The following is a 23,278-nucleotide window of genomic DNA, read 5'->3' as shown; positions in this document are numbered from 1 at the left end:
GTCAGCGCGCCGTGAAAATCAGCACCGCACCCACCGGCACCGACAGACTGATCGCCGACAGATCGGCGAGTTTGCGCAGGCTTTCCAGACCCGGCGCCAGATCGAAATCCTCGGCATTGATCACCAGCGGTTCCAGCGTGACGACTTGAAAGCGCCGATCATCCAGACGCGTGGCGAGCAACTCGGCCGGGTATTCGTGCTGCTTGCCGTGCAGGCTGACGGTCAGCGGCAGGCGCAATTCCAACTGCGCGCCGGGCGCCAGATCGTTGATCGGGCGCAAGTCGATCTGGGTGGTGATGGTCGCTGCAGGGAATTGCTCGATCTGGAACAGCTCCTTGCGCATGCGCTCATCACGCAGCGGAATGCCGCTGCTGATCGATTCGAGCTCGACTTCAACTTCGGCGCGACCGTTGGGATCGACTTTGCCGTGCAGTACCAGAAAGCGCTGCACTTCCGAAACGCTGGCATTTTTGGTGCTGACAAACGATAGCCGCGACGACTCGCCGTCCAGATACCAATTGGCCTGGGCCGGCAGTGCAGCGGCGGTCAACAGCAGACTGGCGAAGGTTGTATAGAGGGAGCGGTTGAACATTGAACACTCGTGGGGGCGATAAACCTGCACGAACCTTAACCGCCCTTGGGTTTATTGCAACATCAAGATCAAAAGATCGCAGCCTTCGGCAGCTCCTACAGGGGAACGCATTCCAAAGTAGGAGCTGCCGAAGGCTGCGATCTTTCAAGGCTGTAAGCGACAGCCCTGGCGTTCGCTCAGCCACTGCGCGCTGTTTCTGCGGCCCATGCCGCTGACGGTGATGGTTTTGCTCGATGGATCATCGGTAAAACCGCTGGTTGGCAGCCATTGTTTCACATAGCCACGGCAATACCCGGCGTCGTTGTTCATCACATAACTACACGAGCAATATTCCTTGGCGGTGTAGGCGCTGATGATGTCCGGGAAAGCCCAGAGGTTTTCCCGTTCATACCAACCCCAACCGAGCAGCACGGCCAACAGCAACAATACAAACCGCCTCATGGCCGCACCGCCTGCAACACGCGCTTGAGCAATTCGTTGTGCTTATAGCTGCCATCGCGATCATCGGCGTAACGCACGATCACCAGTTTCTCGCTGGGCATCACATACAGCGCCTGGCCCCAGTGGCCGAGGGCGGCAAAGGTGTCGGGTGGGGCGTCGGGCCAAGGTGATGGTGCGCCATCGACAGGGCGATTGAGCCACCAATGGCCGCCGGGTACAGCTTCGTCCTGCTGCGCCTTGTAGCCGGCAAACGGTGTGAGGTTGAACGCGAGCCAGTCCTCGGGCAGCAACTGTCGATCGTTCCAGCGCCCGCCGCGCGCCATCAGCAGACCGACCCGCGCCAGATCTCGCGCAGAGAGATAGGCATAGGACGAGGCGACGAAAGTGCCGCTGGCATCGCTTTCCCACACGGCGTGGCGAATGCCCAACGGCTCGAACAATGCTGTCCACGGATAATCGGCATAACGCTCTGCACCGACCATGGTTTTCAGGGCGGCGGCGAGCAGATTGCTGTCACCGCTGGAATAGCGGAATGCCTGACCCGCTGCGGCGTAGGCGTCGTGGTCTGCAGTGAACGCGGCCATGTCGCGATGGCCCCGCGTGTAGAGCATCGCCACCACCGAAGATTTCAGCGGCGCGTATTCGTAGTCCTCCTGCCAATCGAGACCGGAGGCCCAGTTGAGCAGATGGCCGAGGGTGATCGCCGGGTGTTTGTCCAGCGCCGGGTAGAACTTCAGCGCCGGATCGTCGAGTTTGAACCGGCCTTCGCCGTAGGCCACGCCGAGGAGCGTGGCCAGCAGACTTTTGCTGATCGACCAGGTCAGGTGCGGAGTCTGTGCAGTGGTCGGAGCGGCGTAGCGTTCGTAGACAATCTGGCCGTCGCGGATGATCAGCAACGCGTCGGTGCGGATGCCTTCGCGGTTCGTGTCGTTGCGGGGCGCGAAGGCGTAGTTTTCCAGTGCTTCGACAGCCGGGCCGGTGATCTGCGGGGCGATGGGCCATTGCTCGCCGGGCCATTGTTCGGCGCGGACGGTGAGGCTGATCAGCAGCAGGAACAGGGACAGGCCTTTGAACATGGTGGGCGCTCTGGGAATGAACCTGTCGAGACTAGTCGGGGTTTATGACAGATGTATGGTGATTTTGAGGCCGCCTTCGCGAGCAGGCTCGCTCCCACAGTTTGATCGCATTTCAATTGAAGAATACCGTCCCTGTGGGAGCGAGCCTGCTCGCGAAGGGGCCGCTCAGGTCGTCGCCAAAGCCTTGGCCAACCGCTTGGCCCTCGCCCCCGCAGCCAACTGCATCACGCCCTTGTCCCGCTGCCACATCTGCGCCCACTCCGCCGGGCCATTGCCCAGCGCCTCATCAACCTCCCGCGCCAGCGCTTCAAATTGCGCAAACAACCCGCCCAGCACTACATGCCCCGCCGGATTGTTCGGCGCTTGCCGGCTGGCCTCGGCACACCCGGCCAACAGCGCCAGCAAACGCAATTGCAAGGTCTGCGGCCAGTCGCTTTCCTGGCCGACGCCGTACAACCACGCGGTCATGGCGCTGAGCACGTAGACATCCTCAAGACTGCGAAACGGTTTGACATAGGCGTCCCAGCCGTCGCCGGCGAGCAGTTCGCACAGGGCGCCGTCAAGGTGCAGGCGGCCGTGGCTAATGTCCGGCATCAGCGGCAACGCCGGCAGCTTTTCCACCTTCACCCCGGGCTCGCCGGGATAAACCACCGCCAGACTCAGGCGCGGTGTTGCGCCGGGCTCTTCACTGCGCGCAGCCACCAGCAGCCAATCCGCCGCGTCGCCTGCGGTGACGAAATCCTTGCGTCCGCTCAGGCGCAAATCTTTCAGCCGCGTTTGCATGTCGGCCGGGCGCAGGCTGCGCTGTTCCGTCGCGCATAAGGCGCCGAGGCTCAGCGGCGCGCTCGGCCACAACATGCGCAGCGCCGCCTGATAACCGACCAGAAACGCCAGCCCCGGCGTCGCCATCCGCCGCCCGCCGGCCACCGCCAATTCGAACGGCGTGACGTTGCCCAGCGTCTGCAACAGCGTCGCAAAGCCCTCGGCCAAATCGGCAACGGCGGGCAGGCGTTCACGGTGGTGCAGCAGATCTGGCCAGGGCATGGGCGCCTCCTTGTGGGCTGTCATATAAGCATCACCGAACGTTCATGGCGATGACACCGGGGCTACATAGCCTGACTTTGCACAACACGGCTGCATAAAGAAAGTCGATCGGCTGCAACCCACGACGGGTTAAAGGCCCGTACGGAGATTCACATGACGCAAATCGCCCGCATCAGCGACACCGGCAATGAACGCCGCCTGCAAGCCGAACGCCTGATCGGCGCCGAAGCCTTGCAGCAAGCCCAGGCCCTGCGCTTCGCCGTCTTCAGCGGCGAATTCAACGCCAAACTCAAAGGCGCCGAACTGGGTCTGGACATGGATGATTATGATGTTCACTGCAGCCACATCGGCGTGCGTGATCTGAACACCGGGCGTCTGGTCGCCACCACGCGTCTGCTCGATCACACCGCTGCCAGCAGCCTCGGCAAGTTCTACAGCGAAGAAGAATTCAGCTTGCATGGTTTGGCGCATCTGCAAGGCCCGATCCTGGAAATCGGCCGCACCTGCGTCGATCCGGCGTACCGCAACGGCGGCACCATCGCCGTGCTCTGGGGCGAATTGGCCGAAGTGCTCAATCAGGGCGGCTACAGCTACCTGATGGGCTGCGCGAGCATCCCGATGCAGGACGGCGGCATTCAGGCCCACGCGATCATGCAGCGTTTGCGCGAACGTTATCTGTGCACCGAACACTTGCGCGCCGAGCCGAAAAACCCGTTGCCGACGCTGGATATCCCGTCCAACGTCATCGCCGAAATGCCACCGCTGCTCAAGGCCTACATGCGCCTCGGTGCGAAGATCTGCGGCGAGCCGTGCTGGGACGAAGACTTCCAGGTCGCCGACGTGTTCATCCTGCTCAAGCGCGACGAACTCTGCCCGCGCTACGCCAAGCACTTCAAGGCGGCCGTGTAATGAGCCGGTTGCGGGTGTACGCGCGAATCGCGCGAGTGCTGCTGGTGGTGACGCTCGGGCTGACCATGGCCAGCGTCTTCGGCGTGTTCGAACGCCTCGGTCTGGCCCACTCGATGGAGCGGCGGCAGCGCTGGTCGCGTTTTTTCATGGCGCGGCTGAGCAATGCCCTGCCCTTTCGCGTGAGCGTCCATGGCGAGCTGCCGAAACAGCCGATGCTGTGGGTCAGCAATCACGTGTCGTGGACCGATATTCCGTTGCTGGGCATGCTCACGCCGCTGTCGTTTCTGTCCAAGGCCGAAGTGCGCACCTGGCCGGTGGCCGGCTGGCTCGCAGCCAAGGCCGGCAGCCTGTTCATCCGCCGTGGGTCGGGCGACAGCCAGTTGATCCGCAAACAGATGACCCGCCATCTGCAAACCGAACATGCGCTATTGATGTTCCCCGAAGGCACCACCACCGATGGCCGTTCGCTGCGCACCTTCCATGGTCGGCTGCTGTCGGCGGCGATCGATTCCGAGGTGATGCTGCAACCGGTGGCGATCCGTTATCTGCGTGACGGCGAAATCGACACGCTCGCACCGTTCATTGGCGACGATGATTTGCTCTCGCACCTGATGCGCCTGTTCAGCCATGACTGCGGCGACGTCGAAGTGCATCTGCTCAAGCCGATCGCCTGTCAGGGCCGCGAGCGCGCGGCGCTGGCGTTCGAAGCGCAGCAGGCGGTGCAGAAGGTGTTGTTTGGCGAGGTCGCAAAACCTGCAGAACCGCGCCGCACAGGCAACCTGATAGCCGCCTGAACCAATACAGATCCCCTGTGGGAGCGAGCCTGCTCGCGAAGGCGGCATGTCATTCAGCATCTATATTGGCTGATACACCGCATTCGCGAGCAGGCTCGCTCCCACATTCAGATCTTCAGGGGTTCGGAGTTTTGGGCAAAATCCTGCAATTGCGGGTAGAACAGGCTGAAGTCTTCACTCAACGGTTCATACAAGCGTCGCAACTCCCGCATCGCTCCCGCCAATTCCTCAGGCCTGGTCAGCCGTCGTGAGATCCCGCGCAACACCTGCTCCAGCACCTCAAACTCGCGATACGAGCCCAGCCAGTCGTTGGCGACCATGTGCGGGGCGATCTTCGCCAGCCGTTCCGGCAATTGCCGTTCGCGGGACAGCACCTGATAGACGTCTGCGGTGAACTGCTCCAGCGGTCGGTCGGCGTACAGCGTCCAGTCCCGCGCCAGGCAGTGATCGAAAAACACATCGAGGACGATTCCGGCATACCGTCGCCGCGTTTCGCTGAAGCGCCCCAAAGCAATGTCGACCAGTGGATGGCGATCGGTGAAGGCGTCGATCCGCCGATGCAGCGTAATCGCCGCCTCCACTTCCGGGTCGAACTGGCCTTGCAGCCGACCTTTGACGAAGTCGCCATACAGGCTGCCGAGTAACTGACCGGGGCGCTGGCCGCCGAGATGCAAATGCGCGAGATAGTTCATGGGCGCAGCTTAGCACTGCGGCGACTGATCCATCACGCTCATATCGTTATAACCCGATATAGCGATTTATGCGCTCGTCAGACCGAATTCATATTGGTATATCGCGATCCAACGATTTAAAGTTCGCTCCATCGCGATATATCGCCACTGCCCCCACGAGCCCAAGCCATGAACCTCGACCTCGACGAAATAATAAAAGCCCTGGCGCACCCAGTACGGCGAGACATCCTCAACTGGCTGAAAGACCCGAAAGGCGAATTCCCCGAGCAGTTGCACAACCACGAATACGGTATTTGCGCCGGGCAGATCGATCAGCGTTGCGGCCTGTCGCAATCGACCGTGTCGGCGCACCTGGCGACGTTGCAACGGGCCGGGCTGATCAGCAGCCAGAAGGCCGGGCAGTGGCATTTTTTCAAACGTAACGAGGACGTCATCCAGGCGTTTCTCAGCACCCTCAGTAAAGAGCTCTGACCCTTAACGTCAGCCAGCCGACAAGGAAACCTGCATGCCCCTTTCGCTTCTCATCCTCGCCCTGAGCGCCTTCGCCATCGGCACCACCGAATTCGTCATCATGGGCCTGCTGCCCGACGTGGCGGCGGATCTCGGTGTGTCGATTCCCGGCGCCGGCTGGCTGGTCACCGGTTACGCCCTGGGCGTGGCCATCGGTGCACCGTTCATGGCGCTGGCCACCGCCAGGTTGCCGCGCAAGGCAGCGCTGGTGGCGTTGATGGGCATCTTCATTGTCGGCAACCTGCTCTGCGCCATCGCCAGCGACTACAACGTGCTGATGTTTGCCCGGGTGGTCACCGCACTGTGTCACGGTGCGTTCTTCGGCATCGGTTCGGTGGTGGCGGCCAATCTGGTCGCGCCAAACAAACGTGCCTCGGCGGTCGCCTTGATGTTCACCGGTCTGACTCTGGCCAACGTTCTGGGCGTGCCGCTGGGCACCGCATTGGGTCAGGAAGCCGGCTGGCGTTCGACCTTCTGGGCGGTGACCGTAATTGGTGTGATTGCGCTGATCGGCCTGATCCGCTTCCTGCCGGCCAAGCGTGACGAAGAGAAACTCGACATGCGCGCCGAACTGGCCGCCCTAAAAGGTGCCGGCATCTGGCTGTCGCTGAGCATGACCGCGCTGTTCGCCGCGTCGGTGTTCACCCTGTTCACCTATGTTGCGCCGCTGCTCGGTGAAATCACCGGCGTGTCGCCGCGTGGCGTGACCTGGACGCTGATGCTCATCGGCCTCGGTCTGACCGTCGGCAACATCATCGGCGGCAAACTCGCCGACAAAGGCATGGCCGCCACGCTGATTGGCGTGTTCATCGCCATGGCGGTGGTGTCCACGGTGTTGAGCTGGACCAGCGTTGCGCTGATCCCGACTGAAATCACCCTGTTCCTCTGGGCCACCGCGTGTTTCGCCGCTGTGCCGGCGCTGCAGGTCAACGTGGTGACCTTCGGCAAGGCTGCACCGAACCTGGTATCGACCCTGAACATCGGCGCCTTCAACGTTGGCAACGCCCTCGGCGCCTGGGTCGGCGGCAGCGTCATCGCCCACGGCTACGGCCTGACCAGCGTGCCTCTGGCCGCCGCCGCGCTGGCTGTGCTCGCCCTGCTGGTGACCCTGATTACTTTCCGCCAGAACGGCAATGCCGAGCTGGCGCCTGCTTCCAACTGATCAACTTCCTTAATTAAAGAGAGGCTTTTAGACATGGCGACTATTTTCGACCCGATCAAACTCGGCGACATCGAGCTGAACAACCGAATCATCATGGCTCCGCTGACTCGCTGCCGCGCCGACGAAGGCCGTGTGCCGAACGCGCTGATGGCCGAGTACTACGTACAACGCGCCTCGGCCGGCCTGATCCTCAGCGAAGCCACTTCGGTAACGCCGATGGGCGTCGGCTACCCGGACACCCCGGGCATCTGGTCCAACGATCAAGTGCGTGGCTGGGCCAACGTAACCAAGGCGATTCACGGCGCTGGCGGCAAGATCTTCCTGCAACTGTGGCACGTTGGCCGCATTTCTCACCCTTCGTACCTGAACGGTGAAGCACCGGTCGCGCCAAGCGCCATCCAGCCAAAGGGCCACGTCAGCCTGGTTCGCCCACTGGCCGACTACCCAACGCCGCGCGCTCTGGAAACCGCTGAAATCGCCGACATCGTCGACGCCTACCGCACCGGTGCCGAGAACGCCAAAGCCGCCGGTTTCGACGGCGTGGAAATCCACGGCGCCAACGGTTACCTGCTCGACCAGTTCCTGCAAAGCAGCACCAACCAACGCACTGACCAGTACGGCGGCTCGCTGGAAAACCGTGCGCGCCTGCTGCTGGAAGTGACCGATGCCGCAATCGAAGTCTGGGGCGCTGGTCGCGTCGGTGTGCACCTGGCTCCACGTGCCGATTCCCACGACATGGGCGATGACAACCTCGCCGAAACCTTCACCTACGTCGCCCGTGAGCTGGGCAAGCGTGGCATCGCGTTCATCTGCTCGCGTGAAAAAGAAGGCGCCGACAGCCTTGGCCCGCAATTGAAAGAAGCCTTCGGTGGCCCCTACATCGCCAACGAGAAATTCACCAAGGAAAGTGCCAACGAATGGCTGGCCAGCGGTAAGGCAGACGCCGTAGCGTTCGGCGTGCCGTTCATTGCCAACCCGGATCTGCCGGCACGTTTGCAGGCTGATGCGCCGTTGAACGAGCCGCATCCGGAGACGTTCTACGGTAAAGGTCCGGTCGGTTACATCGACTATCCGACCTTGTAATCACGCTGTAGCGCAGAAACAAGAAAGCCCCTGACTCGTGAGAGTCAGGGGCTTTTTGCTATGGGCGCAGGACAAGCGCAAGCAAACACCGTTTAACAACAGCGACACAATTTCCCTACAAAATCCGCGACTGGCTACGTTTAAACTCTCCGCCGCGATGATCAGCCATGAGGGCTGATTGACATCTCACCAGACAATTGCGCATTTTGTTTCATTTGCGCAGGCTTGGGCTCAGGCGCAGCATGTCCAGCCCGGTGTCGACCCAGCGTTCAGCCTCGGCATGCAGTTCAAAGCTGTCCGGAGCCAGCAGCCAGCCGTACAGCAGGCCGTCGATGTAGGCATGAATGCTGATCGCCGCACGGGCAGTGTCGAGATCTTCCGGCAACTGGCCGCGGTTCACTGCATTACGCAAGGTCAGGCCGATGCGCAGGTTGCAATCGAGACTGGCCGTCCGGCGCTGCTGGCGCAGATCGCACATTTCATCGGTGAATTCGCACTTATGAAACAGAATTTCGTTGATGCGCCGGGTTTTCGGGTCCAGTGCAACTTGATGAAACAAATGAATCAGCAACTGCCGCATGCAGCCCAGCGGGTCAGGTTCGTCCTCGCTTTCGCTGGCCTTGGCCAGTTCATCCAGCGGTTCGTGCAGGCTGTCGAGCATCGCCTGGACCAGGTCAGCCTTGTTGCTGAAATGCCAGTAGATGGCGCCACGCGTCACGCCGGCGAGGGTCGCGATGTCCGCCAGGGTGGTGCGGGCAACCCCCCTTTCATAGAAGGCTTTCTCGGCCGCTTCCAGGATCTGGCTGCGGGTTTCCTGAGCTTCCTCTTTGGTACGACGGACCATGGCAGTAAAACCTCAAACAGGATGTTTCAGGGATGGCTGAATATCCGCTGAATAAAGAGGGGGCGATCTCTCGTGAATCGACTCCCCGGCCTACAATTTCAAACCTTGCGACGACTTTTGTATCAGGGTGGGTACGCGGCGCAGGTGTTTACAAACAACCATGAACGTAAGTATATTACTTAGCAAGCTACTTATCCACCCGGTGCCCGATTTTTACTCTTTCACACTTCTTGTGCGCTTCTTGCGCGCCTGACCCGAGGATCTTCATGCAATTCAAGCCAGCTGTTACCGCTCTGGTCACTGCCGTCGCCCTGGCATCGCTGCTCAGCGGATGTAAAAAGGAAGAAGCGGCCCCTGCCGCTCCGCCTCCTCAGGTCGGCGTCGTCACCCTGCAACCACAAGCCTTTACCCTCACCTCCGAGCTGCCGGGTCGCACCAGTGCGTTCCGCATCGCTGAAGTTCGCCCGCAGGTCAACGGCATCATCCTCAAGCGTCTGTTCAAGGAAGGCGCCGACGTCAAAGCCGGCCAGCAGCTGTATCAGATCGATCCGTCGGTCTACGAAGCGACCTTGAAAAGCGCCGAAGCCAACCTGCGTTCGACCAAGTCGATCTCCGACCGCTACAAGCAACTGGTTGATGAGCAAGCGGTGAGCCGTCAGGAATACGACACCGCGCTGGCCAACCGTCTGCAATCGGAAGCGTCGCTGCAGACTGCGCAGATCAACGTGCGTTACACCAAGGTCTACGCGCCGATCTCAGGCCGTATCGGCCGTTCTTCGGTCACCGAAGGCGCTCTGGTCAGCAATGGTCAGGCCGATGCGATGGCCGTGATTCAGCAGCTCGACCCGATCTACGTCGACGTCACCCAGTCGTCGGTGGAACTGCTGGAACTGCGCCGTGAACTGGAAAGCGGCCGTCTGCAGAAGGCTGGCGACAACGCCGCAGCGGTCAAGCTGACCCTGGAAGACGGCAGCCAGTACAAGCTCGACGGCAAGCTGGAATTCTCCGAAGTCTCGGTTGACCAGACCACTGGCTCGGTGACCCTGCGCGCGGTGTTCCCGAACCCCGATCACACCCTGCTGCCAGGCATGTTTGTCCACGCCCAGCTGCAGGCCGGCGTCAACAGCGCAGCAATTCTCGCACCGCAGCAAGGCGTGACCCGCGACCTCAAAGGCACCCCGACCGCACTGGTGGTCGGCGCCGACAACAAAGTCGAGCTGCGTCAGCTCAAGGCCAGCCGCACCGTCGGTAGCCAATGGCTGATCGAAGACGGCCTGAAAGCCGGCGATCGTCTGATCACCGAAGGGCTGCAGTACGTCAAACCGGGCGTCGAGGTCAAAGCGACCGAAGCGACTAACGTCGGCACCAAGAACCCGGCCCCCGCACAGGCAGCTGACAAAGCCGCCGGCGGCAAAGGGGAGTAACCCATGTCAAAATTCTTCATCGACCGTCCGATTTTCGCCTGGGTAATCGCCCTGGTGATCATGCTGGTCGGGGCACTTTCGATCCTGAAATTGCCGATCAACCAATACCCGAGCATTGCGCCACCGGCCATTGCGATCCAGGTGACCTACCCAGGTGCGTCCGCACAAACCGTGCAGGACACCGTGGTTCAGGTCATCGAGCAACAGCTCAACGGTATCGACAACCTGCGTTATGTGTCGTCGGAAAGTAACTCCGACGGCAGCATGACCATCACCGCGACCTTCGAGCAAGGCACCAACTCCGACACCGCGCAGGTCCAGGTCCAGAACAAGCTGAACCTGGCCACCCCGCTGCTGCCGCAGGAAGTGCAGCAACAGGGTATCCGCGTGACCAAGGCAGTGAAGAACTTCCTGCTGGTGATCGGCGTGGTGTCGCGTGACGGCAGCATGACCAAGGACGACCTGTCCAACTACATCGTGTCGAACATGCAGGACCCGATCTCGCGGACCGCCGGTGTCGGTGACTTCCAGGTCTTCGGTGCGCAGTACGCGATGCGTATCTGGCTTGACCCGGCCAAGTTGAACAACTTCAACCTGACCCCGGTCGACGTGAAAAACGCCATTGCTGCGCAGAACGTCCAGGTGTCGTCCGGTCAGCTCGGTGGGTTGCCTGCCGTACAGGGCCAGCAACTGAACGCGACGATCATCGGCAAGACCCGTCTGCAGACCGCCGAGCAGTTCAAGGAAATCCTCCTCAAGGTCAACAAGGACGGTTCGCAGGTTCGCCTCAAAGACGTGGCTGAAGTCGGCCTCGGCGGTGAGAACTACGCGATCAGCGCCCAGTTCAACGGCAGCCCGGCGTCCGGTCTGGCGGTGAAACTGGCCAACGGCGCCAACGCCCTCGATACCGCCAAAGCGCTGCGCAACACCATCGACAGCCTCAAGCCGTTCTTCCCGCAAGGCATGGAAGTGGTGTTCCCGTATGACACCACCCCAGTGGTGACCGAGTCGATCAAAGGCGTGGTGCACACCCTGGTCGAAGCGATCGCGCTGGTGTTCCTGGTGATGTTCCTGTTCCTGCAGAACTTCCGCGCCACCGTCATCACCACGATGACCGTGCCGGTGGTACTGCTCGGTACGTTCGGCATCCTCGCCGCCGCCGGCTTCAGCATCAACACCCTGACCATGTTCGGCATGGTGCTGGCCATCGGTCTGCTGGTGGACGACGCCATCGTCGTGGTGGAAAACGTCGAGCGGGTGATGAGCGAAGAAGGCTTGTCACCGAAGGAAGCGACGAAGAAATCCATGGGCCAGATCCAGGGTGCACTGGTCGGTATCGCCCTCGTGCTCTCGGCGGTACTGCTGCCGATGGCGTTCTTCAGTGGCTCCACCGGTGTGATCTACAAGCAATTCTCGATCACCATCGTGTCGGCCATGGCCCTGTCGGTACTGGTTGCCCTGATCTTCACCCCGGCGCTGTGCGCAACCATGCTCAAGCCGATTCCGAAAGGCGAGCACGGAACCCCGAAGAAAGGTTTCTTCGGCTGGTTCAACCGCAACTTCGACCGTGGCGTACGCAGCTACGAGCGTGGCGTCGGCAACATGCTGACCCGCAAGGCGCCGTACCTGCTGGCGTATCTGCTGATCGTCGTGGGCATGATCTGGCTGTTCACCCGCATCCCGACCGCGTTCCTCCCGGAAGAAGACCAGGGCGTTCTGTTCGCTCAGGTGCAGACCCCGGCCGGTTCCAGTGCCCAGCGCACGCAGGTGGTGGTGGATGAAATGCGTGAGTACCTGCTGCGTCCGAACAAGGACGGCGGTGAAGCGGACGCGGTGGCTTCGGTGTTCACCGTGACCGGTTTCAACTTCGCCGGCCGTGGCCAGAGCTCGGGTATGGCGTTCATCATGCTCAAACCGTGGGGCGAACGTAACGCCGACAACAGCGTGTTCAACCTCGCTGCGCGTGCCCAGCAACACTTCTTCAGCTTCCGCGACGCGATGGTATTCGCCTTCGCCCCGCCAGCGGTTCTGGAATTGGGTAACGCCACCGGTTTCGACGTGTTCCTGCAAGACCGCGCCGGCATCGGTCACGAAAAACTGATGGAAGCGCGTAACCAGTTCCTCGGCATGGCGGCGCAAAGCAAGGTGCTGACCCAGGTGCGTCCGAACGGCCTGAACGATGAGCCGCAGTTCCAGCTGGAAATCGATGACGAGAAGGCCAGTGCCCTCGGCATCACCATCAGCGACATCAACAACACCTTGTCGATCGCGCTGGGCAGTAGCTACGTCAACGACTTCATCGACCGTGGTCGGGTGAAGAAAGTCTACGTGCAGGGCCAGCCGGACTCGCGCATGAGCCCGGAAGACCTGAAGAAGTGGTACGTGCGTAACGCCGAAGGCACCATGGTTCCGTTCTCGGCATTTGCCAAAGGCGAGTGGGTCTACGGTTCGCCGAAACTGGCGCGCTACAACGGTGTGGAAGCGGTCGAGGTCCTCGGGGCTCCGGCGCCTGGCTACTCCACCGGTGAAGCGATGGCCGAAGTCGAAGCGATTGCCAAGAAACTGCCGTCCGGTGTCGGTATCTCCTGGACCGGTCTGTCCTACGAGGAGCGTCTTTCTGGCTCGCAAGCGCCAGCGCTGTACGCCCTGTCGCTGCTGATGGTGTTCCTGTGTCTGGCGGCGCTGTATGAAAGCTGGTCGATTCCGATCGCGGTCATGCTCGTGGTACCGCTGGGGATCATCGGTGCACTGATGGCGACCAGTCTGCGCGGTCTGTCCAACGACGTGTACTTCCAGGTAGGCCTGTTGACGACCATCGGTCTGGCGGCTAAAAACGCCATTCTGATCGTCGAATTCGCCAAGGAACTGCATGAACAGGGACGCACCCTGCGTGAAGCGGCAATCGAAGCCTGCCGCATGCGTCTGCGCCCGATCATCATGACCTCGCTGGCCTTCGTCCTCGGTGTGGTACCGCTGGCGATCTCCACCGGCGCCGGTTCAGGCAGTCAACATGCGATCGGTACCGGCGTGATTGGCGGTATGCTCACGGCCACGATCCTGGCGATCTTCTGGGTCCCACTGTTCTTCGTTACTGTGTCGTCGATCGGTCAGCGCAAAAAGACCGACGCGGATGAGACTACTGAAACTCCTAAAGAGGCTGGCCAATGAGCAAGTCGCTACTCTCCATCGCAGTCGCCGCCTTCGTGCTGAGCGGTTGCTCGCTGATACCTGACTATCAGCAGCCTGAGGCTCCGGTCGCAGGCCAGTACCCGCAGGGGCCGGCATATTCGCCGGCCCAGGCTCCGGCGCAAGCCGCTGCCGAACAGGGCTGGAAGCAGTTTTTCCATGATCCTGCCCTGCAACAGCTGATCCAGGTCGCCCTGGAAAACAACCGCGACCTGCGGGTCGCGGCGCTGAACATCGACGCTTATGCAGCGCAGTACCGCATCCAGCGCGCCGATCTGTTCCCGGCGGTGTCGGCCAACGCCGCCGGCAGCCGTCAGCGGGTTCCGGCCCGTGCCTCGCAGACTGGCGAGTCGGGGATCACCAGCTCCTACTCGGCGACCGTCGGCGTCAGCGCCTACGAACTCGACCTGTTCGGTCGGGTGCGCAGCCTGAGCGAGCAAGCGTTGCAACAGTACTTCGCTACTGAAGAAGCACGCCGCAGCACACAGATCAGTCTGGTGGCCAACGTCGCCAATGCCTACCTGACCTGGCAAGCGGACAAGGAACTGCTCAAGCTAACTCAGGACACCCTCGGTGCCTTCGAAGAAAGCTACAAGCTGACCAGCCGCAGCAACGAAGTCGGTGTGGCTTCGGCGCTGGACCTGGCGCAGTCGCGCACTTCCGTGGAAAACGCCCGGGCACAACTGGCGCGTTACACCCGCCAGGTCGCGCAGGACGAAAACAGTCTGACCCTGCTGCTTGGCACCGGTATTCCGGCCAATCTGCAAGCGGCCAAACCGCTGTCTGATGACTTGCTCAGCGACGTGCCCGCCGGTCTGCCTTCGGATCTGCTGCAACGTCGTCCGGACATTCTGCAGGCCGAGTACAACCTGAAGGCGGCCAACGCCAACATCGGCGCGGCCCGTGCAGCGTTTTTCCCGAGCATCAGCCTGACCGCCAACGCGGGCAGCCTGAGCCCGGATCTGTCCGGCTTGTTCAAGGGCGGTTCGGGGACGTGGCTGTTCCAGCCGCAGATCAACCTGCCGATCTTCAATGCCGGCAGCCTGCGCGCCAGCCTCGACTACGCCAAGATCCAGAAAGACATTGGCGTGGCGAACTATGAGAAGTCCATTCAAACAGCCTTCCAGGAAGTCGCCGACGGCCTCGCTGCCCGCCAGACCTACACCGAGCAGTTGCAAGCGCAGCGTGACTTCGTTCAGGCCAACCAGGATTACTACCGCCTGGCCGAACGTCGCTACCGCATCGGCGTCGACAGCAACCTGACCTTCCTCGATGCCCAGCGTCAGCTGTTCAGCGCGCAACAGGCACTGATCACCGACCGCCTCGCGCAGCTGAACAGCGCGGTCAACCTGTACAAGGCACTGGGCGGTGGCTGGAACGCGCAAACTGCGCAGAACGAACCGCTGAAAGAAGAAGCGCCGAAGATGAAGTTGTTCTGATCATCGGCTGAAAGCCCACCAATTGGTGGGCTTCTTTTGGCATCAAACTACTTCTCGATGATTTTTGCGCTGAACTCTTTAACCACGACCCTGGTTTTACCAGGACTGCCGAATTCTTTGAATTCAAACCAGCAATTTCCCGACACAGAAAAAAGATTTGGTTCAACACTGGTAATCTCATTCAGCGTCATCTCTCCTGTTCCTTGTTCGTGGAACCCGCCCCCTCCAATTGTTCCTTCTCCCATAGAAGCACTGGTGACAGTTTCGCTAGGGCCCGGTGCTATCTCATACTCCCCCGCCTTATGTGACTTCATAAAAGAAAGTGCAATTATCGGACCTTTAACACCCGGCTCTCCGAAATGAGCGCCGACAAACCAAAGATCACTGGACTCTTTATGGCTAATGTTTACTTCGTTGGTTTCCAAAGAGGAAACGCTTCCGTCTTTATAAACTTCCAGACTAAAAAAACCTTTTACTATTTCGCTGTTCATCTTGACTCTCCAATACGTTAAGAAAGCAGACCTGCATCAGCAGACTATTACAGAGCTGAAAAGCTGCATACTGTCAAACCTGACAGGTGTAATCTGCTCAAAGATAAATTATAAAGGTGATTTAATAGCGCACAGAGATTACCACCCCTTAGTAAAAAAAACATTTCTCGCAGATTCCAATCTTGAGAACATGATTATTTATATGGATCGCACAGTTGAACATAACGAAGCTCCCGTATGAAACTTGCTGCCTGTCAGCCCGAAAAGAGACGAAAACAGTCTGACCCTGCTGCTTGGCACCGGTATTCCGGCCAATCTGCAAGCGGCCAAACCGCTGGCCGACGACCTGCTCAGCGACGTGCCCGCCGGTCTGCCTTCGGATCTGCTGCAACGTCGTCCGGACATTCTGCAGGCCGAGTACAACCTGAAGGCGGCCAACGCCAACATCGGCGCGGCCCGTGCAGCGTTTTTCCCGAGCATCAGCCTGGAATGCGCAGACCGCGCAGAACGAAGCTCTGAAAGAAGAAGCGCCGAAGATGAAGTTGTTCTGATCATTGTTCGAAATGAAAAGCCCACCATTGACTACCAATTGGTGGGCTTTTTAATTGCCAGTTTTTTCGCAAAAATATAAGCACGCGCGGCACGCACTCACCTTCAAAAAGTTTGTTCATCCAACATTTTTCGCCCAAAAAGCCACGCCTTTAACATTAACTGCAAGACCATAACGATCAATATAATTAAAATCAAATGAACCTCGGATCGACTTAGAAGTCGGCGAGTAAAAGAACTCATCTACTACAAACTCTCCCTCGCCAAACGCGTCTCCTCCAATACCAGTTGGACGGCCGAAGCCATATATCGCCGTAACCTCACCCGAGGATTGAATCGGGTACTTACCGACTCCAATTCCACGCATAGTGATAAAAACCGACGGAACGTTCTGTCCTGTGTCCTCTCCAAACAACGCCCGAATACTCCCTTTGGCATATTGGTCATTCTCAGAATAACCAAAAATAACCCAGTTAGTTTTTAATCTTGAAACAAGCCCGGCTCTTGTGACTTCGAGTTCAACATCCCCCGAACTGGTCCCGGCGACAAAATCTCTTTCCGGCAGAATATCAGCCGTAGAAAACTCAATTTCGTGCTTCATCTTAAATACCTCTTTCACTTGAGATTTATTAAACTTCCAATGAAACACTAGCCGCAAAACAAAACCTAGTACACTGTCAGGTCTGACAGTGGACATACCTTCCTTTATTATTCAAAAATGATAAGTTTTCATCAGCTTTTTCCAAGCAATCCTCCCCCATTAACCGACCTGCTCGCGTACAGGCTCAATCTTCACCACAAAACGCAGCTACATCTAGCGTTCGATAACCGCCCAAAACCCGCTACGACCAATTGAATCCCACCATTGCGCCCCGCACCATTCGCCTCAGAAAACCAATAACAACAAGGTTCGACAACATGCTCCAGCGCCCTGCCCCCCCCGGCTGACCGCCACCGTTCCATCTCAAACCTGCACTTCCCGCCTGCGCCGCACCCGCCGCGACAGCGCAGCCGTTCGCCTTACAAAAACAAGAGAGACCCAGTCATGACAGTTTTCCCTGTGCCCTACGCATTGCCCGGTGTGATCGCCCTGGCCATCGCCGGTCTGGCCCTGCCAGCCAGCGCCGAAGAAGGTGGCTTCGTTGAAGGCGCCAAGGTCAACCTCAACCTGCGCAACTTTTACATCAACCGCAATTTCACCAATCCGACCAAGGCCCAGGGCAAGGCTGAAGAGTGGACGCAGAGTTTCATCCTCGACGCGAAATCCGGCTTCACCCAAGGCACCGTCGGTTTCGGCATGGACGTGCTCGGGCTGTATTCGGTCAAGCTCGATGGCGGTAAGGGCACGGGCGGTACGCAGTTGTTGCCGCTGGACCATGACGGTCGCCCGGCGGACAACTTCGGTCGCACCAACGTCGCGTTCAAGGCCAGATTTTCGCAGACCGAAGTCAAGGTCGGTGAGTGGATGCCGGTGCTGCCGATTCTGCGTTCGGACGACGGGCGTTCGCTGCCGCAGACCTTCCGTGGCGGCCAGATCACTTCGAAGGAAATCGCTGGCCTGACCCTCTATGGCGGCCAGTTCCGCGCCAACAGCCCGCGCGATGACAGCAGCATGAGCGACATGTCGATGACCGGCAAAGCCGCGTTCACCTCTGATCGTTTCAACTTCCAGGGCGGCGAATACCTGTTCAACGACAAGCGCACGCAGATCGGCCTGTGGAACGCGCAGCTCAAGGACATCTACAGCCAGCAGTACCTCAACGTGCTGCACAGCCAGCCGCTCGGCGACTGGACGCTGGGCGCCAACCTCGGTTTTTTCTATGGCAAGGAAGATGGCAGCGCGCGTGCCGGCGATCTGGACAACAAGACCTGGTACGGCATGTTTTCGGCCAAGTACGGCGGCAACACGTTCTACCTCGGCCTGCAGAAACTCACCGGCGACAGCGCCTGGATGCGCGTCAACGGCACCAGTGGCGGGACTCTGGCCAACGACAGCTACAACGCCAGTTATGACAACGCTCAGGAACGCTCGTGGCAGTTGCGCCACGACTACAACTTCGCCGCCATGGGCATCCCTGGCCTGACCCTGATGAACCGCTACATCAGCGGCGACAACGTGCACACCGGGACGATCACCGACGGCAAGGAATGGGGTCGCGAATCGGAACTCGGTTACACGGTGCAGAGCGGCACGTTGAAGGATTTGAACGTCAGATGGCGCAACTCGACCATGCGCCGGGATTTCAGCAATAACGAGTTTGATGAGAACCGCTTGATCGTCAGCTACCCGATCAGCCTCCTGTAACCACCGATTACGTGTAGGAGCTGCCTTCGGCAGCTCCTACACAGGAATGCATTCCAAGGTGGCAGCGAGCCTGCTCGCGAAGGCGATGGCTCAGGCAACATCAATCGCGGGATTCGATACCCAATTCATCCCACACCGATTCCGCCAGATGAAACGTCGCATTCGCCGCCGGGATGCCGCAGTAGATTGCGCTCTGCATGATCACTTCCTTGATCTCGCCACGGCTCACGCCGTTGTTGGCCGCGGCGCGCAGGTGCAGTTTCAGTTCGCCTTCGCGGTTCATGCCGATCAGCATGGCGATGGTGATCAGGCTGCGGGTATGGCGTGGCAGGCCCGGGCGGGTCCAGATGTCGCCCCAGGCGTGGCGGGTGATCATCTCTTGGAATTCCGAGTTGAACTCGGTCAGCGTGGTCAGACTGCGATCAACGTGGGCATCGCCCAGCACCGCGCGGCGCACTTGCATGCCTTCGTCGTAACGTTGTTTCTCGTCCACAAATTCTTCCTCACTGAGCCTGCAGAAACGTCAGCACCCGATCACTGAAATCGGCGCCAGCCTGCACGTTGGACAAATGCGCCGCATGGAACTCGGCGTACTCGGCGCCGCGCACATGGTCGCGAATGAAGTGCCCGCCGGACGGCGGCGTTACCGCATCTTCGCTGCCGGCAATCACCAGCAACGGCACGTTGATCGAAGCCAGTTGGTCACGGAAATCGGCATCGCGCACGGCTGCGCAGTTGGCCGCATAGCCTTGTGGATTGGTCGCGGCGAGCATGTCGGTAATCTTCTTCGCCGCGTCCGGGTGCGCCGCCGAAAAATCCGGGGTGAACCAGCGCGCGATCGAGGCATCACGCAGCGCGACCATCGCCGCCGGGCCGTCGCGCAATACGGTTTCGATGCGTGGATTCCACACCGACGGATCACCGATCTTCGCCGCTGTGTTGCAGACGATCAGTTTGTGCAGACGCTGCCCGGCATTGATCCCCAGCCACTGACCGATCAGCCCACCCATCGACAGTCCGCAAAAATGCGCGCGCTCGATGTGCAGCGCATCGAGCAGACCGAGCACGTCGCGACCGAGTTGTTCGATGCTGTACGGCCCTTCGGTAACCAGCGATTGCCCATGGCCGCGCGTGTCGAAACGCAGCACGCGGAAATGCTCGGTGAACGCCGGCATCTGCGCGTCCCACATGTGCAGGTCGGTGCCCAGCGAGTTGGACAGCACCAGCACCGGCGCATCGGCCGGGCCTTCTATTTGATAGTGCAGTTCGCCATCGGCGAGTTGAACGAAAGCCACAGCTCTCTCCTTCAGACAGTCAAAGCGTTGTGTTCGGCCACCGCGCGCTCGACCCAGACTTGCGCCTGACCAAGGTAATGCGCGGGGTTCAGAAGATCATCGAGTTCCGCGCCACTGAGTTCGGCGGTGACTTGCGGCTCGTCAGCGAGCACCGCACGCAAATGGCGTTGCTCGGCCACGGCGCGTTTGCAGCACTGCTCGAGCAGATGATGCGCGGTGTCGCGACCGACGCGTTGGGCGAGGACGATGCTCACCGCTTCGGCCAGCACCAGGCCTTGGGTCAGTTCGAGGTTGCGGGCCATGCGCGCCGCGTCGACCTCCAGACCGTCGGCCAGCAAGCGCGCCTGTTGCAGCGAACCGGACACCAGGCAGCAGATCTCCGGCAGGGTTTCCCATTCGGCGTGCCACAAACCGAGGCTGCGCTCGTGTTCCTGGGGCATGGCGCTAAACAGTGTCGACACCAGCCCCGGCACCCGCGTTGCCGCGCCGATCAGCACCGCCGCGCCGACCGGGTTGCGTTTGTGCGGCATGGTCGACGAGCCGCCCTTGCCCGGTGCCGCAGGCTCGAAAACCTCCGCTGCTTCGGTCTGCATCAACAGGCTAATGTCGCGGCCGAATTTGCCGAGGCTGCCGGCGATCAGGCCCAACACAGCGCCGAACTCGACAATGCGATCGCGCTGGGTGTGCCACGGTTGCTCGGGCAGGCTCAGTTGCAGTTCCTCGGCCAGCGCTTGAGCAATCGGCAACGCCTGCTCGCCCAGCGCCGCGAGCGTGCCCGACGCGCCACCGAATTGCAGCACCAGCAGCCGTGGCTTGAGTTCTCGCAGACGCTGGCGGCTGCGCGTCACAGCGCCCAGCCAACCGGCGATCTTCATGCCCAGCGTCACTGGCGTCGCGTGTTGCAGCCAGGTGCGCCCGGCCAGTGGCGTGGTGGCGAAACGTTGTGCCTGAGTGGCGAGCGAGTCGGCCAGTTGTGCCAGTTGGTTTTCGATCAGCGCCAGCGCCTGGCGCAATTGCACGACCAGTCCGGAATCCATCACGTCCTGACTGGTCGCGCCCAGATGCACATAGCGCTCGGCTTCGGCGTCGGTCGAGGCGATCTGCTTGCCCAACGCCTTGACCAGTGGAATCGCCGAATTGCCGGCCGTGGCAATCGCCTCGCCCAGCGCCGCGAAGTCATACAGGCCCGCGTCGCACGCTGCGGCAATCGGTGCCACGGCCGATGAAGGAATCAGCCCGACCCGCGCTTCGGCCCGGGCCAGCGCCGCTTCGAAATCGAGCATCGCCTGCACCCGGCCCTGATCGCAGAACACTTCGCGCATATCGCGGGCGGTGAAGTAGGCATCGAACAATTGATTGCCCGGTCGCTGAGTCATAAACAGTCCTTGCCGGCGCGGGCCTCGCAGCCCGCGCACATGGGTTTACAGATCGTGGTGCAGATACTTCGCCTGCTTGGGCAAACGCAGACTGAACAGGAAGGCCACCGCCATCATCGCCGTGACGTACCAGTAGAAGGCGTTTTCCATGCCGCCGGCCTTGAGGCTCAGGGCAACAAATTCCGCCGAACCGCCGAAGATCGCGTTGGCCACCGCGTAGGCCAGGCCGACACCGAGGGCGCGGACTTCCGGCGGGAACATCTCGGCTTTCACCAGACCGCTGATCGAGGTGTAGAAGCTCACAATCGCCAGCGCCAGGGTGATCAGTACGAAGGCGAGGAACGGGCTGCTGATGCTTTTCAGGCTGAGCAGAATCGGCACAGTGAACAGCGTGCCGAGGGCGCCGAACCAGAGCATCGAGTTCCGTCGGCCGATCTTGTCGGCGAGCATGCCGAACAACGGCTGCATGCACATATACAGGAACAGCGCGCCGGTCATGATGTAGCTGGCGGTCTTGGCGTGCATCCCGGCGGTGTTCACCAGGTATTTCTGCATGTAGGTGGTGAAGGTGTAGAAAATCAGCGAGCCGCCGGCGGTGTAACCGAGGACGGTGATGAACGCCGCTTTGTGATCGCGGAACAATGCAGTGATGCTGCCGGCGTCTTTATGCGCACGGGTTTCCTCGTTGGTGGTTTCCTTCAGCGAACGACGCAGGAACAGCGAAATCAGCGCCGCCACCGCACCGACCACGAACGGGATCCGCCAGCCGTAGGCACGCAGGTCTTCTTCAGTGAGGAACTGTTGCAGCACCACCACCAGCGACACCGCCAGCAGTTGTCCGCCGATCAGGGTCACGTACTGGAACGAGGCGAAGAATCCGCGCTGGCCCTTGAGCGCGACTTCGCTCATGTAAGTCGCGGTGGTGCCGTATTCGCCGCCCACCGACAGACCTTGCAGCAGACGCGCGAACAGCAACAGCAGTGGCGCCCAGACGCCGATGTCCTTGTAGGTCGGCAAACAGGCAATCAACAGCGAGCCGAAGCACATCATCAGAATCGAGATGAGCATCGAGTTCTTGCGCCCGTGCTTGTCAGCGACGCGGCCAAAGATCCAGCCACCAATCGGCCGCATCAGGAACCCGGCAGCGAACACGCCAGCGGTGTTGACCAGTTGCACAGTCGGGTTATCGGAGGGGAAAAACGCCGGGGCGAAATAGATCGCGCAGAAGGCGTAGACGTAGAAGTCGAACCATTCGACGAGGTTGCCGGACGAAGCGCCGACGATGGCGAAGATGCGCTTGCTGCGCTCTTCGCCGGTGTAGTGGGAGGTGGTGGTTGTCATTGTTTTTTCACTCGATAGGGACAGTCACAGTCTAGACATACTTTGCAACAGTCCCGTTCCACAAGGCGAAACATCAAAAGATCGCAGCCTTCGGCAGCTCCTACATGGGGATGGAGTACACCCTGTAGGAGCTGCCGGAGGCTGCGATCTTTTGATCTTAATAATCGAAGAATACCGTCTCGGCATCGGTGCCCTGCAGAACGACATTCCACTGGTACACACCCGACGCATCCGCCTTGGCCAGCAACGTCTGACGACGCTCCGCCGGCACACACTCGAGCAACGGATCAGCAACGTTCGCCGGTTCGCCTTCAAAATAAATCCGCGTCAGCAAGTGCTTGACCAGACCGCGAGCAAACACCAGCACCACCAGATGCGGCGCCTGGGTCGAGCCCTTCAAGCCTTGCACGGTCCCCGGTTTGATCGTGGTGAAACGAAACCGCCCTTCGGCATCCACCGGCACCCGGCCGAAGCCTTCGAAATTCGGGTCGAGCGGTTTGTCCTGCTGATCTTCCGGGTGGTCGTACTTGCCGGCGGCGTTGGCCTGCCAGACTTCGAGCATGGCGTCGTTGACGACATCGCCGTTGCCGTCCACCACCTGGCCGGTGATTGCCACGCGCTCGCCAAGGGTCAGCTCGTTGGCCAGGGTTTCGCGGTTCAGCCAGGTCAGGCCGATGTGGTAATACGGCCCGACGGTGTGGGACGTGGTCGCATAGAGCGTCATC

General features: G+C 60.4%; 22 protein-coding genes and 1 pseudogene. 10 read left to right on the top strand and 13 right to left on the bottom strand.

The features are described 5' to 3' along the window. Position 1: 1 nt before the first annotated feature. The 4 genes from AC4IHP_RS03510 to AC4IHP_RS03495 all read right to left on the bottom strand — a co-directional run bounded on the left by AC4IHP_RS03510 (position 2) and on the right by AC4IHP_RS03495 (position 3,153). Positions 2 to 592 carry a YceI family protein gene (locus tag AC4IHP_RS03510; RefSeq protein ID WP_490830881.1) on the bottom strand — a complete coding sequence of 197 codons (591 nt, stop codon included), beginning with the start codon at positions 590 to 592 and terminating at the stop codon, positions 2 to 4. Between the two features lie 144 nt (positions 593 to 736). After that, positions 737 to 1,033 carry an amidase gene (locus AC4IHP_RS03505; RefSeq protein ID WP_490830880.1) on the bottom strand — a complete coding sequence of 99 codons (297 nt, stop codon included), beginning with the start codon at positions 1,031 to 1,033 and terminating at the stop codon, positions 737 to 739. Continuing rightward, entirely contained in the window at positions 1,030 to 2,109 is a 1,080-nt protein-coding gene (locus tag AC4IHP_RS03500; protein ID WP_490830879.1) for a serine hydrolase domain-containing protein, read from the bottom strand. Before AC4IHP_RS03500 ends, AC4IHP_RS03505 begins: the two co-directional genes overlap by 4 nt. A 165-nt stretch (positions 2,110 to 2,274) precedes the next feature. After that, positions 2,275 to 3,153, bottom strand: coding sequence for an acyl-CoA dehydrogenase middle domain-containing protein (locus AC4IHP_RS03495; RefSeq protein ID WP_490830878.1), 879 nt, complete (start codon positions 3,151 to 3,153; stop codon positions 2,275 to 2,277). A gap of 153 nt (positions 3,154 to 3,306) precedes the next feature. Here AC4IHP_RS03495 and olsB point away from each other — a divergent pair, with 153 nt between their 5' ends. Together olsB and AC4IHP_RS03485 are read left to right on the top strand one after the other, a co-directional pair. Then, positions 3,307 to 4,062: an L-ornithine N(alpha)-acyltransferase gene (olsB, locus tag AC4IHP_RS03490; RefSeq protein ID WP_016771324.1), complete on the top strand. Its 756-nt coding sequence runs from the start codon at positions 3,307 to 3,309 to the stop codon at positions 4,060 to 4,062. Beyond that, complete coding sequence (locus AC4IHP_RS03485) at positions 4,062 to 4,856, top strand: lysophospholipid acyltransferase family protein (protein WP_460124756.1); 795 nt, start codon at positions 4,062 to 4,064, stop codon at positions 4,854 to 4,856. Before olsB ends, AC4IHP_RS03485 begins: the two co-directional genes overlap by 1 nt. A 107-nt stretch (positions 4,857 to 4,963) precedes the next feature. Here AC4IHP_RS03485 and AC4IHP_RS03480 read toward each other — a convergent pair whose 3' ends face one another. Continuing rightward, on the bottom strand, positions 4,964 to 5,548 hold the full coding sequence (locus AC4IHP_RS03480) for an acyl carrier protein phosphodiesterase (protein WP_490830877.1): 585 nt from the start codon (positions 5,546 to 5,548) through the stop codon (positions 4,964 to 4,966). Between the two features lie 168 nt (positions 5,549 to 5,716). On the opposite strand from AC4IHP_RS03480, the gene AC4IHP_RS03475 reads away from it, so the two are divergent. Genes AC4IHP_RS03475 through AC4IHP_RS03465 form a run of 3 tightly spaced genes read left to right on the top strand, consistent with a single transcriptional unit; the run spans position 5,717 to position 8,303 of the window. Beyond that, on the top strand, positions 5,717 to 6,019 hold the full coding sequence (locus tag AC4IHP_RS03475; RefSeq protein WP_016771327.1) for an ArsR/SmtB family transcription factor: 303 nt from the start codon (positions 5,717 to 5,719) through the stop codon (positions 6,017 to 6,019). Between the two features lie 34 nt (positions 6,020 to 6,053). Beyond that, positions 6,054 to 7,220, top strand: coding sequence for an MFS transporter (locus tag AC4IHP_RS03470; RefSeq protein ID WP_490830876.1), 1,167 nt, complete (start codon positions 6,054 to 6,056; stop codon positions 7,218 to 7,220). 33 nt (positions 7,221 to 7,253) lie between these two features. Further along, entirely contained in the window at positions 7,254 to 8,303 is a 1,050-nt protein-coding gene (locus tag AC4IHP_RS03465) for an alkene reductase (RefSeq protein ID WP_016771329.1), read from the top strand. A 211-nt stretch (positions 8,304 to 8,514) separates the two neighbouring features. On the opposite strand, the gene emhR is transcribed toward AC4IHP_RS03465, so the two are convergent. Beyond that, positions 8,515 to 9,147 (bottom strand): efflux system transcriptional repressor EmhR, encoded by a 633-nt coding sequence (gene emhR, locus AC4IHP_RS03460; RefSeq protein WP_016771330.1) that lies wholly within the window; start codon positions 9,145 to 9,147, stop codon positions 8,515 to 8,517. Positions 9,148 to 9,413: 266 nt separating this feature from the next. Between emhR and emhA the strand changes: the two genes are divergently transcribed. From emhA to emhC, 3 genes are read left to right on the top strand one after another with little or no spacing between them, the layout of a single operon-like run. Next, the gene (gene emhA, locus AC4IHP_RS03455) at positions 9,414 to 10,571 is read left to right on the top strand and encodes an efflux RND transporter periplasmic adaptor subunit EmhA (protein WP_039762673.1); all 1,158 of its coding nucleotides are present in this window, start codon (positions 9,414 to 9,416) and stop codon (positions 10,569 to 10,571) included. 3 nt (positions 10,572 to 10,574) lie between these two features. Further along, positions 10,575 to 13,739, top strand: coding sequence for an efflux RND transporter permease subunit EmhB (gene emhB, locus AC4IHP_RS03450; protein ID WP_039762672.1), 3,165 nt, complete (start codon positions 10,575 to 10,577; stop codon positions 13,737 to 13,739). Further along, on the top strand, positions 13,736 to 15,196 hold the full coding sequence (emhC, locus tag AC4IHP_RS03445) for an efflux RND transporter outer membrane subunit EmhC (RefSeq protein WP_434767969.1): 1,461 nt from the start codon (positions 13,736 to 13,738) through the stop codon (positions 15,194 to 15,196). The genes emhB and emhC overlap by 4 nt, the downstream gene beginning before the upstream one ends. 47 nt (positions 15,197 to 15,243) lie before the next feature. Here emhC and AC4IHP_RS03440 read toward each other — a convergent pair whose 3' ends face one another. Further along, positions 15,244 to 15,687 (bottom strand): hypothetical protein, encoded by a 444-nt coding sequence (locus AC4IHP_RS03440; RefSeq protein WP_490830875.1) that lies wholly within the window; start codon positions 15,685 to 15,687, stop codon positions 15,244 to 15,246. A gap of 265 nt (positions 15,688 to 15,952) precedes the next feature. On the opposite strand from AC4IHP_RS03440, the pseudogene AC4IHP_RS03435 reads away from it, so the two are divergent. After that, positions 15,953 to 16,318 (top strand): annotated as a pseudogene (locus tag AC4IHP_RS03435) (TolC family protein); the annotation flags it as partial. Positions 16,319 to 16,354: 36 nt separating this feature from the next. Here the strand turns inward: AC4IHP_RS03435 and AC4IHP_RS03430 are convergent. Then, the gene (locus AC4IHP_RS03430; RefSeq protein WP_490830874.1) at positions 16,355 to 16,837 is read right to left on the bottom strand and encodes a hypothetical protein; all 483 of its coding nucleotides are present in this window, start codon (positions 16,835 to 16,837) and stop codon (positions 16,355 to 16,357) included. Between the two features lie 444 nt (positions 16,838 to 17,281). Here AC4IHP_RS03430 and AC4IHP_RS03425 point away from each other — a divergent pair, with 444 nt between their 5' ends. After that, positions 17,282 to 18,541 (top strand): OprD family porin, encoded by a 1,260-nt coding sequence (locus AC4IHP_RS03425; RefSeq protein WP_490830873.1) that lies wholly within the window; start codon positions 17,282 to 17,284, stop codon positions 18,539 to 18,541. 100 nt (positions 18,542 to 18,641) lie between these two features. On the opposite strand, the gene pcaC is transcribed toward AC4IHP_RS03425, so the two are convergent. The 5 genes from pcaC to pcaG form a co-directional block, all read right to left on the bottom strand. Further along, on the bottom strand, positions 18,642 to 19,034 hold the full coding sequence (gene pcaC / locus AC4IHP_RS03420) for a 4-carboxymuconolactone decarboxylase (RefSeq protein ID WP_460124739.1): 393 nt from the start codon (positions 19,032 to 19,034) through the stop codon (positions 18,642 to 18,644). A 10-nt stretch (positions 19,035 to 19,044) separates the two neighbouring features. Beyond that, positions 19,045 to 19,836: a 3-oxoadipate enol-lactonase gene (gene pcaD / locus AC4IHP_RS03415; RefSeq protein ID WP_490830872.1), complete on the bottom strand. Its 792-nt coding sequence runs from the start codon at positions 19,834 to 19,836 to the stop codon at positions 19,045 to 19,047. Positions 19,837 to 19,847: 11 nt separating this feature from the next. Then, on the bottom strand, positions 19,848 to 21,212 hold the full coding sequence (locus AC4IHP_RS03410) for a 3-carboxy-cis,cis-muconate cycloisomerase (RefSeq protein ID WP_490830871.1): 1,365 nt from the start codon (positions 21,210 to 21,212) through the stop codon (positions 19,848 to 19,850). A 45-nt stretch (positions 21,213 to 21,257) separates the two neighbouring features. Continuing rightward, a complete protein-coding gene (locus AC4IHP_RS03405) occupies positions 21,258 to 22,553 on the bottom strand; it encodes an MFS family transporter (RefSeq protein WP_130901042.1) in 1,296 nt (431 codons plus the stop codon). A 157-nt stretch (positions 22,554 to 22,710) separates the two neighbouring features. After that, positions 22,711 to 23,277 carry a protocatechuate 3,4-dioxygenase subunit alpha gene (pcaG, locus tag AC4IHP_RS03400; RefSeq protein WP_460124727.1) on the bottom strand — a complete coding sequence of 189 codons (567 nt, stop codon included), beginning with the start codon at positions 23,275 to 23,277 and terminating at the stop codon, positions 22,711 to 22,713. Position 23,278: the final 1 nt, after the last annotated feature.

Source organism: Pseudomonas sp. UF-293, assembly GCF_058245595.1.
Note: the sequence above shows the minus strand (reverse complement) of the source record. Positions and strands in the feature narration are given on the sequence as shown.

What these genes read in the sequence shown, in the direction of transcription:
- emhR (WP_016771330.1), bottom strand. Translation starts at nt 9,147, where the DNA reads ATGGTCCGTCGTACCAAAGAGGAAGCTCAGGAAACCCGCAGCCAGATC.
- AC4IHP_RS03410 (WP_490830871.1), bottom strand. Translation starts at nt 21,212, where the DNA reads ATGACTCAGCGACCGGGCAATCAATTGTTCGATGCCTACTTCACCGCC.
- AC4IHP_RS03485 (WP_460124756.1), top strand. Translation starts at nt 4,062, where the DNA reads ATGAGCCGGTTGCGGGTGTACGCGCGAATCGCGCGAGTGCTGCTGGTG.
- AC4IHP_RS03465 (WP_016771329.1), top strand. Translation starts at nt 7,254, where the DNA reads ATGGCGACTATTTTCGACCCGATCAAACTCGGCGACATCGAGCTGAAC.
- pcaG (WP_460124727.1), bottom strand. Translation starts at nt 23,277, where the DNA reads ATGACGCTCTATGCGACCACGTCCCACACCGTCGGGCCGTATTACCAC.
- AC4IHP_RS03480 (WP_490830877.1), bottom strand. Translation starts at nt 5,548, where the DNA reads ATGAACTATCTCGCGCATTTGCATCTCGGCGGCCAGCGCCCCGGTCAG.
- emhC (WP_434767969.1), top strand. Translation starts at nt 13,736, where the DNA reads ATGAGCAAGTCGCTACTCTCCATCGCAGTCGCCGCCTTCGTGCTGAGC.
- AC4IHP_RS03500 (WP_490830879.1), bottom strand. Translation starts at nt 2,109, where the DNA reads ATGTTCAAAGGCCTGTCCCTGTTCCTGCTGCTGATCAGCCTCACCGTC.
- emhA (WP_039762673.1), top strand. Translation starts at nt 9,414, where the DNA reads ATGCAATTCAAGCCAGCTGTTACCGCTCTGGTCACTGCCGTCGCCCTG.
- AC4IHP_RS03475 (WP_016771327.1), top strand. Translation starts at nt 5,717, where the DNA reads ATGAACCTCGACCTCGACGAAATAATAAAAGCCCTGGCGCACCCAGTA.
- AC4IHP_RS03470 (WP_490830876.1), top strand. Translation starts at nt 6,054, where the DNA reads ATGCCCCTTTCGCTTCTCATCCTCGCCCTGAGCGCCTTCGCCATCGGC.
- AC4IHP_RS03495 (WP_490830878.1), bottom strand. Translation starts at nt 3,153, where the DNA reads ATGCCCTGGCCAGATCTGCTGCACCACCGTGAACGCCTGCCCGCCGTT.
- AC4IHP_RS03510 (WP_490830881.1), bottom strand. Translation starts at nt 592, where the DNA reads ATGTTCAACCGCTCCCTCTATACAACCTTCGCCAGTCTGCTGTTGACC.
- AC4IHP_RS03405 (WP_130901042.1), bottom strand. Translation starts at nt 22,553, where the DNA reads ATGACAACCACCACCTCCCACTACACCGGCGAAGAGCGCAGCAAGCGC.
- emhB (WP_039762672.1), top strand. Translation starts at nt 10,575, where the DNA reads ATGTCAAAATTCTTCATCGACCGTCCGATTTTCGCCTGGGTAATCGCC.
- AC4IHP_RS03425 (WP_490830873.1), top strand. Translation starts at nt 17,282, where the DNA reads ATGACAGTTTTCCCTGTGCCCTACGCATTGCCCGGTGTGATCGCCCTG.
- AC4IHP_RS03505 (WP_490830880.1), bottom strand. Translation starts at nt 1,033, where the DNA reads ATGAGGCGGTTTGTATTGTTGCTGTTGGCCGTGCTGCTCGGTTGGGGT.
- AC4IHP_RS03440 (WP_490830875.1), bottom strand. Translation starts at nt 15,687, where the DNA reads ATGAACAGCGAAATAGTAAAAGGTTTTTTTAGTCTGGAAGTTTATAAA.
- olsB (WP_016771324.1), top strand. Translation starts at nt 3,307, where the DNA reads ATGACGCAAATCGCCCGCATCAGCGACACCGGCAATGAACGCCGCCTG.
- AC4IHP_RS03430 (WP_490830874.1), bottom strand. Translation starts at nt 16,837, where the DNA reads ATGAAGCACGAAATTGAGTTTTCTACGGCTGATATTCTGCCGGAAAGA.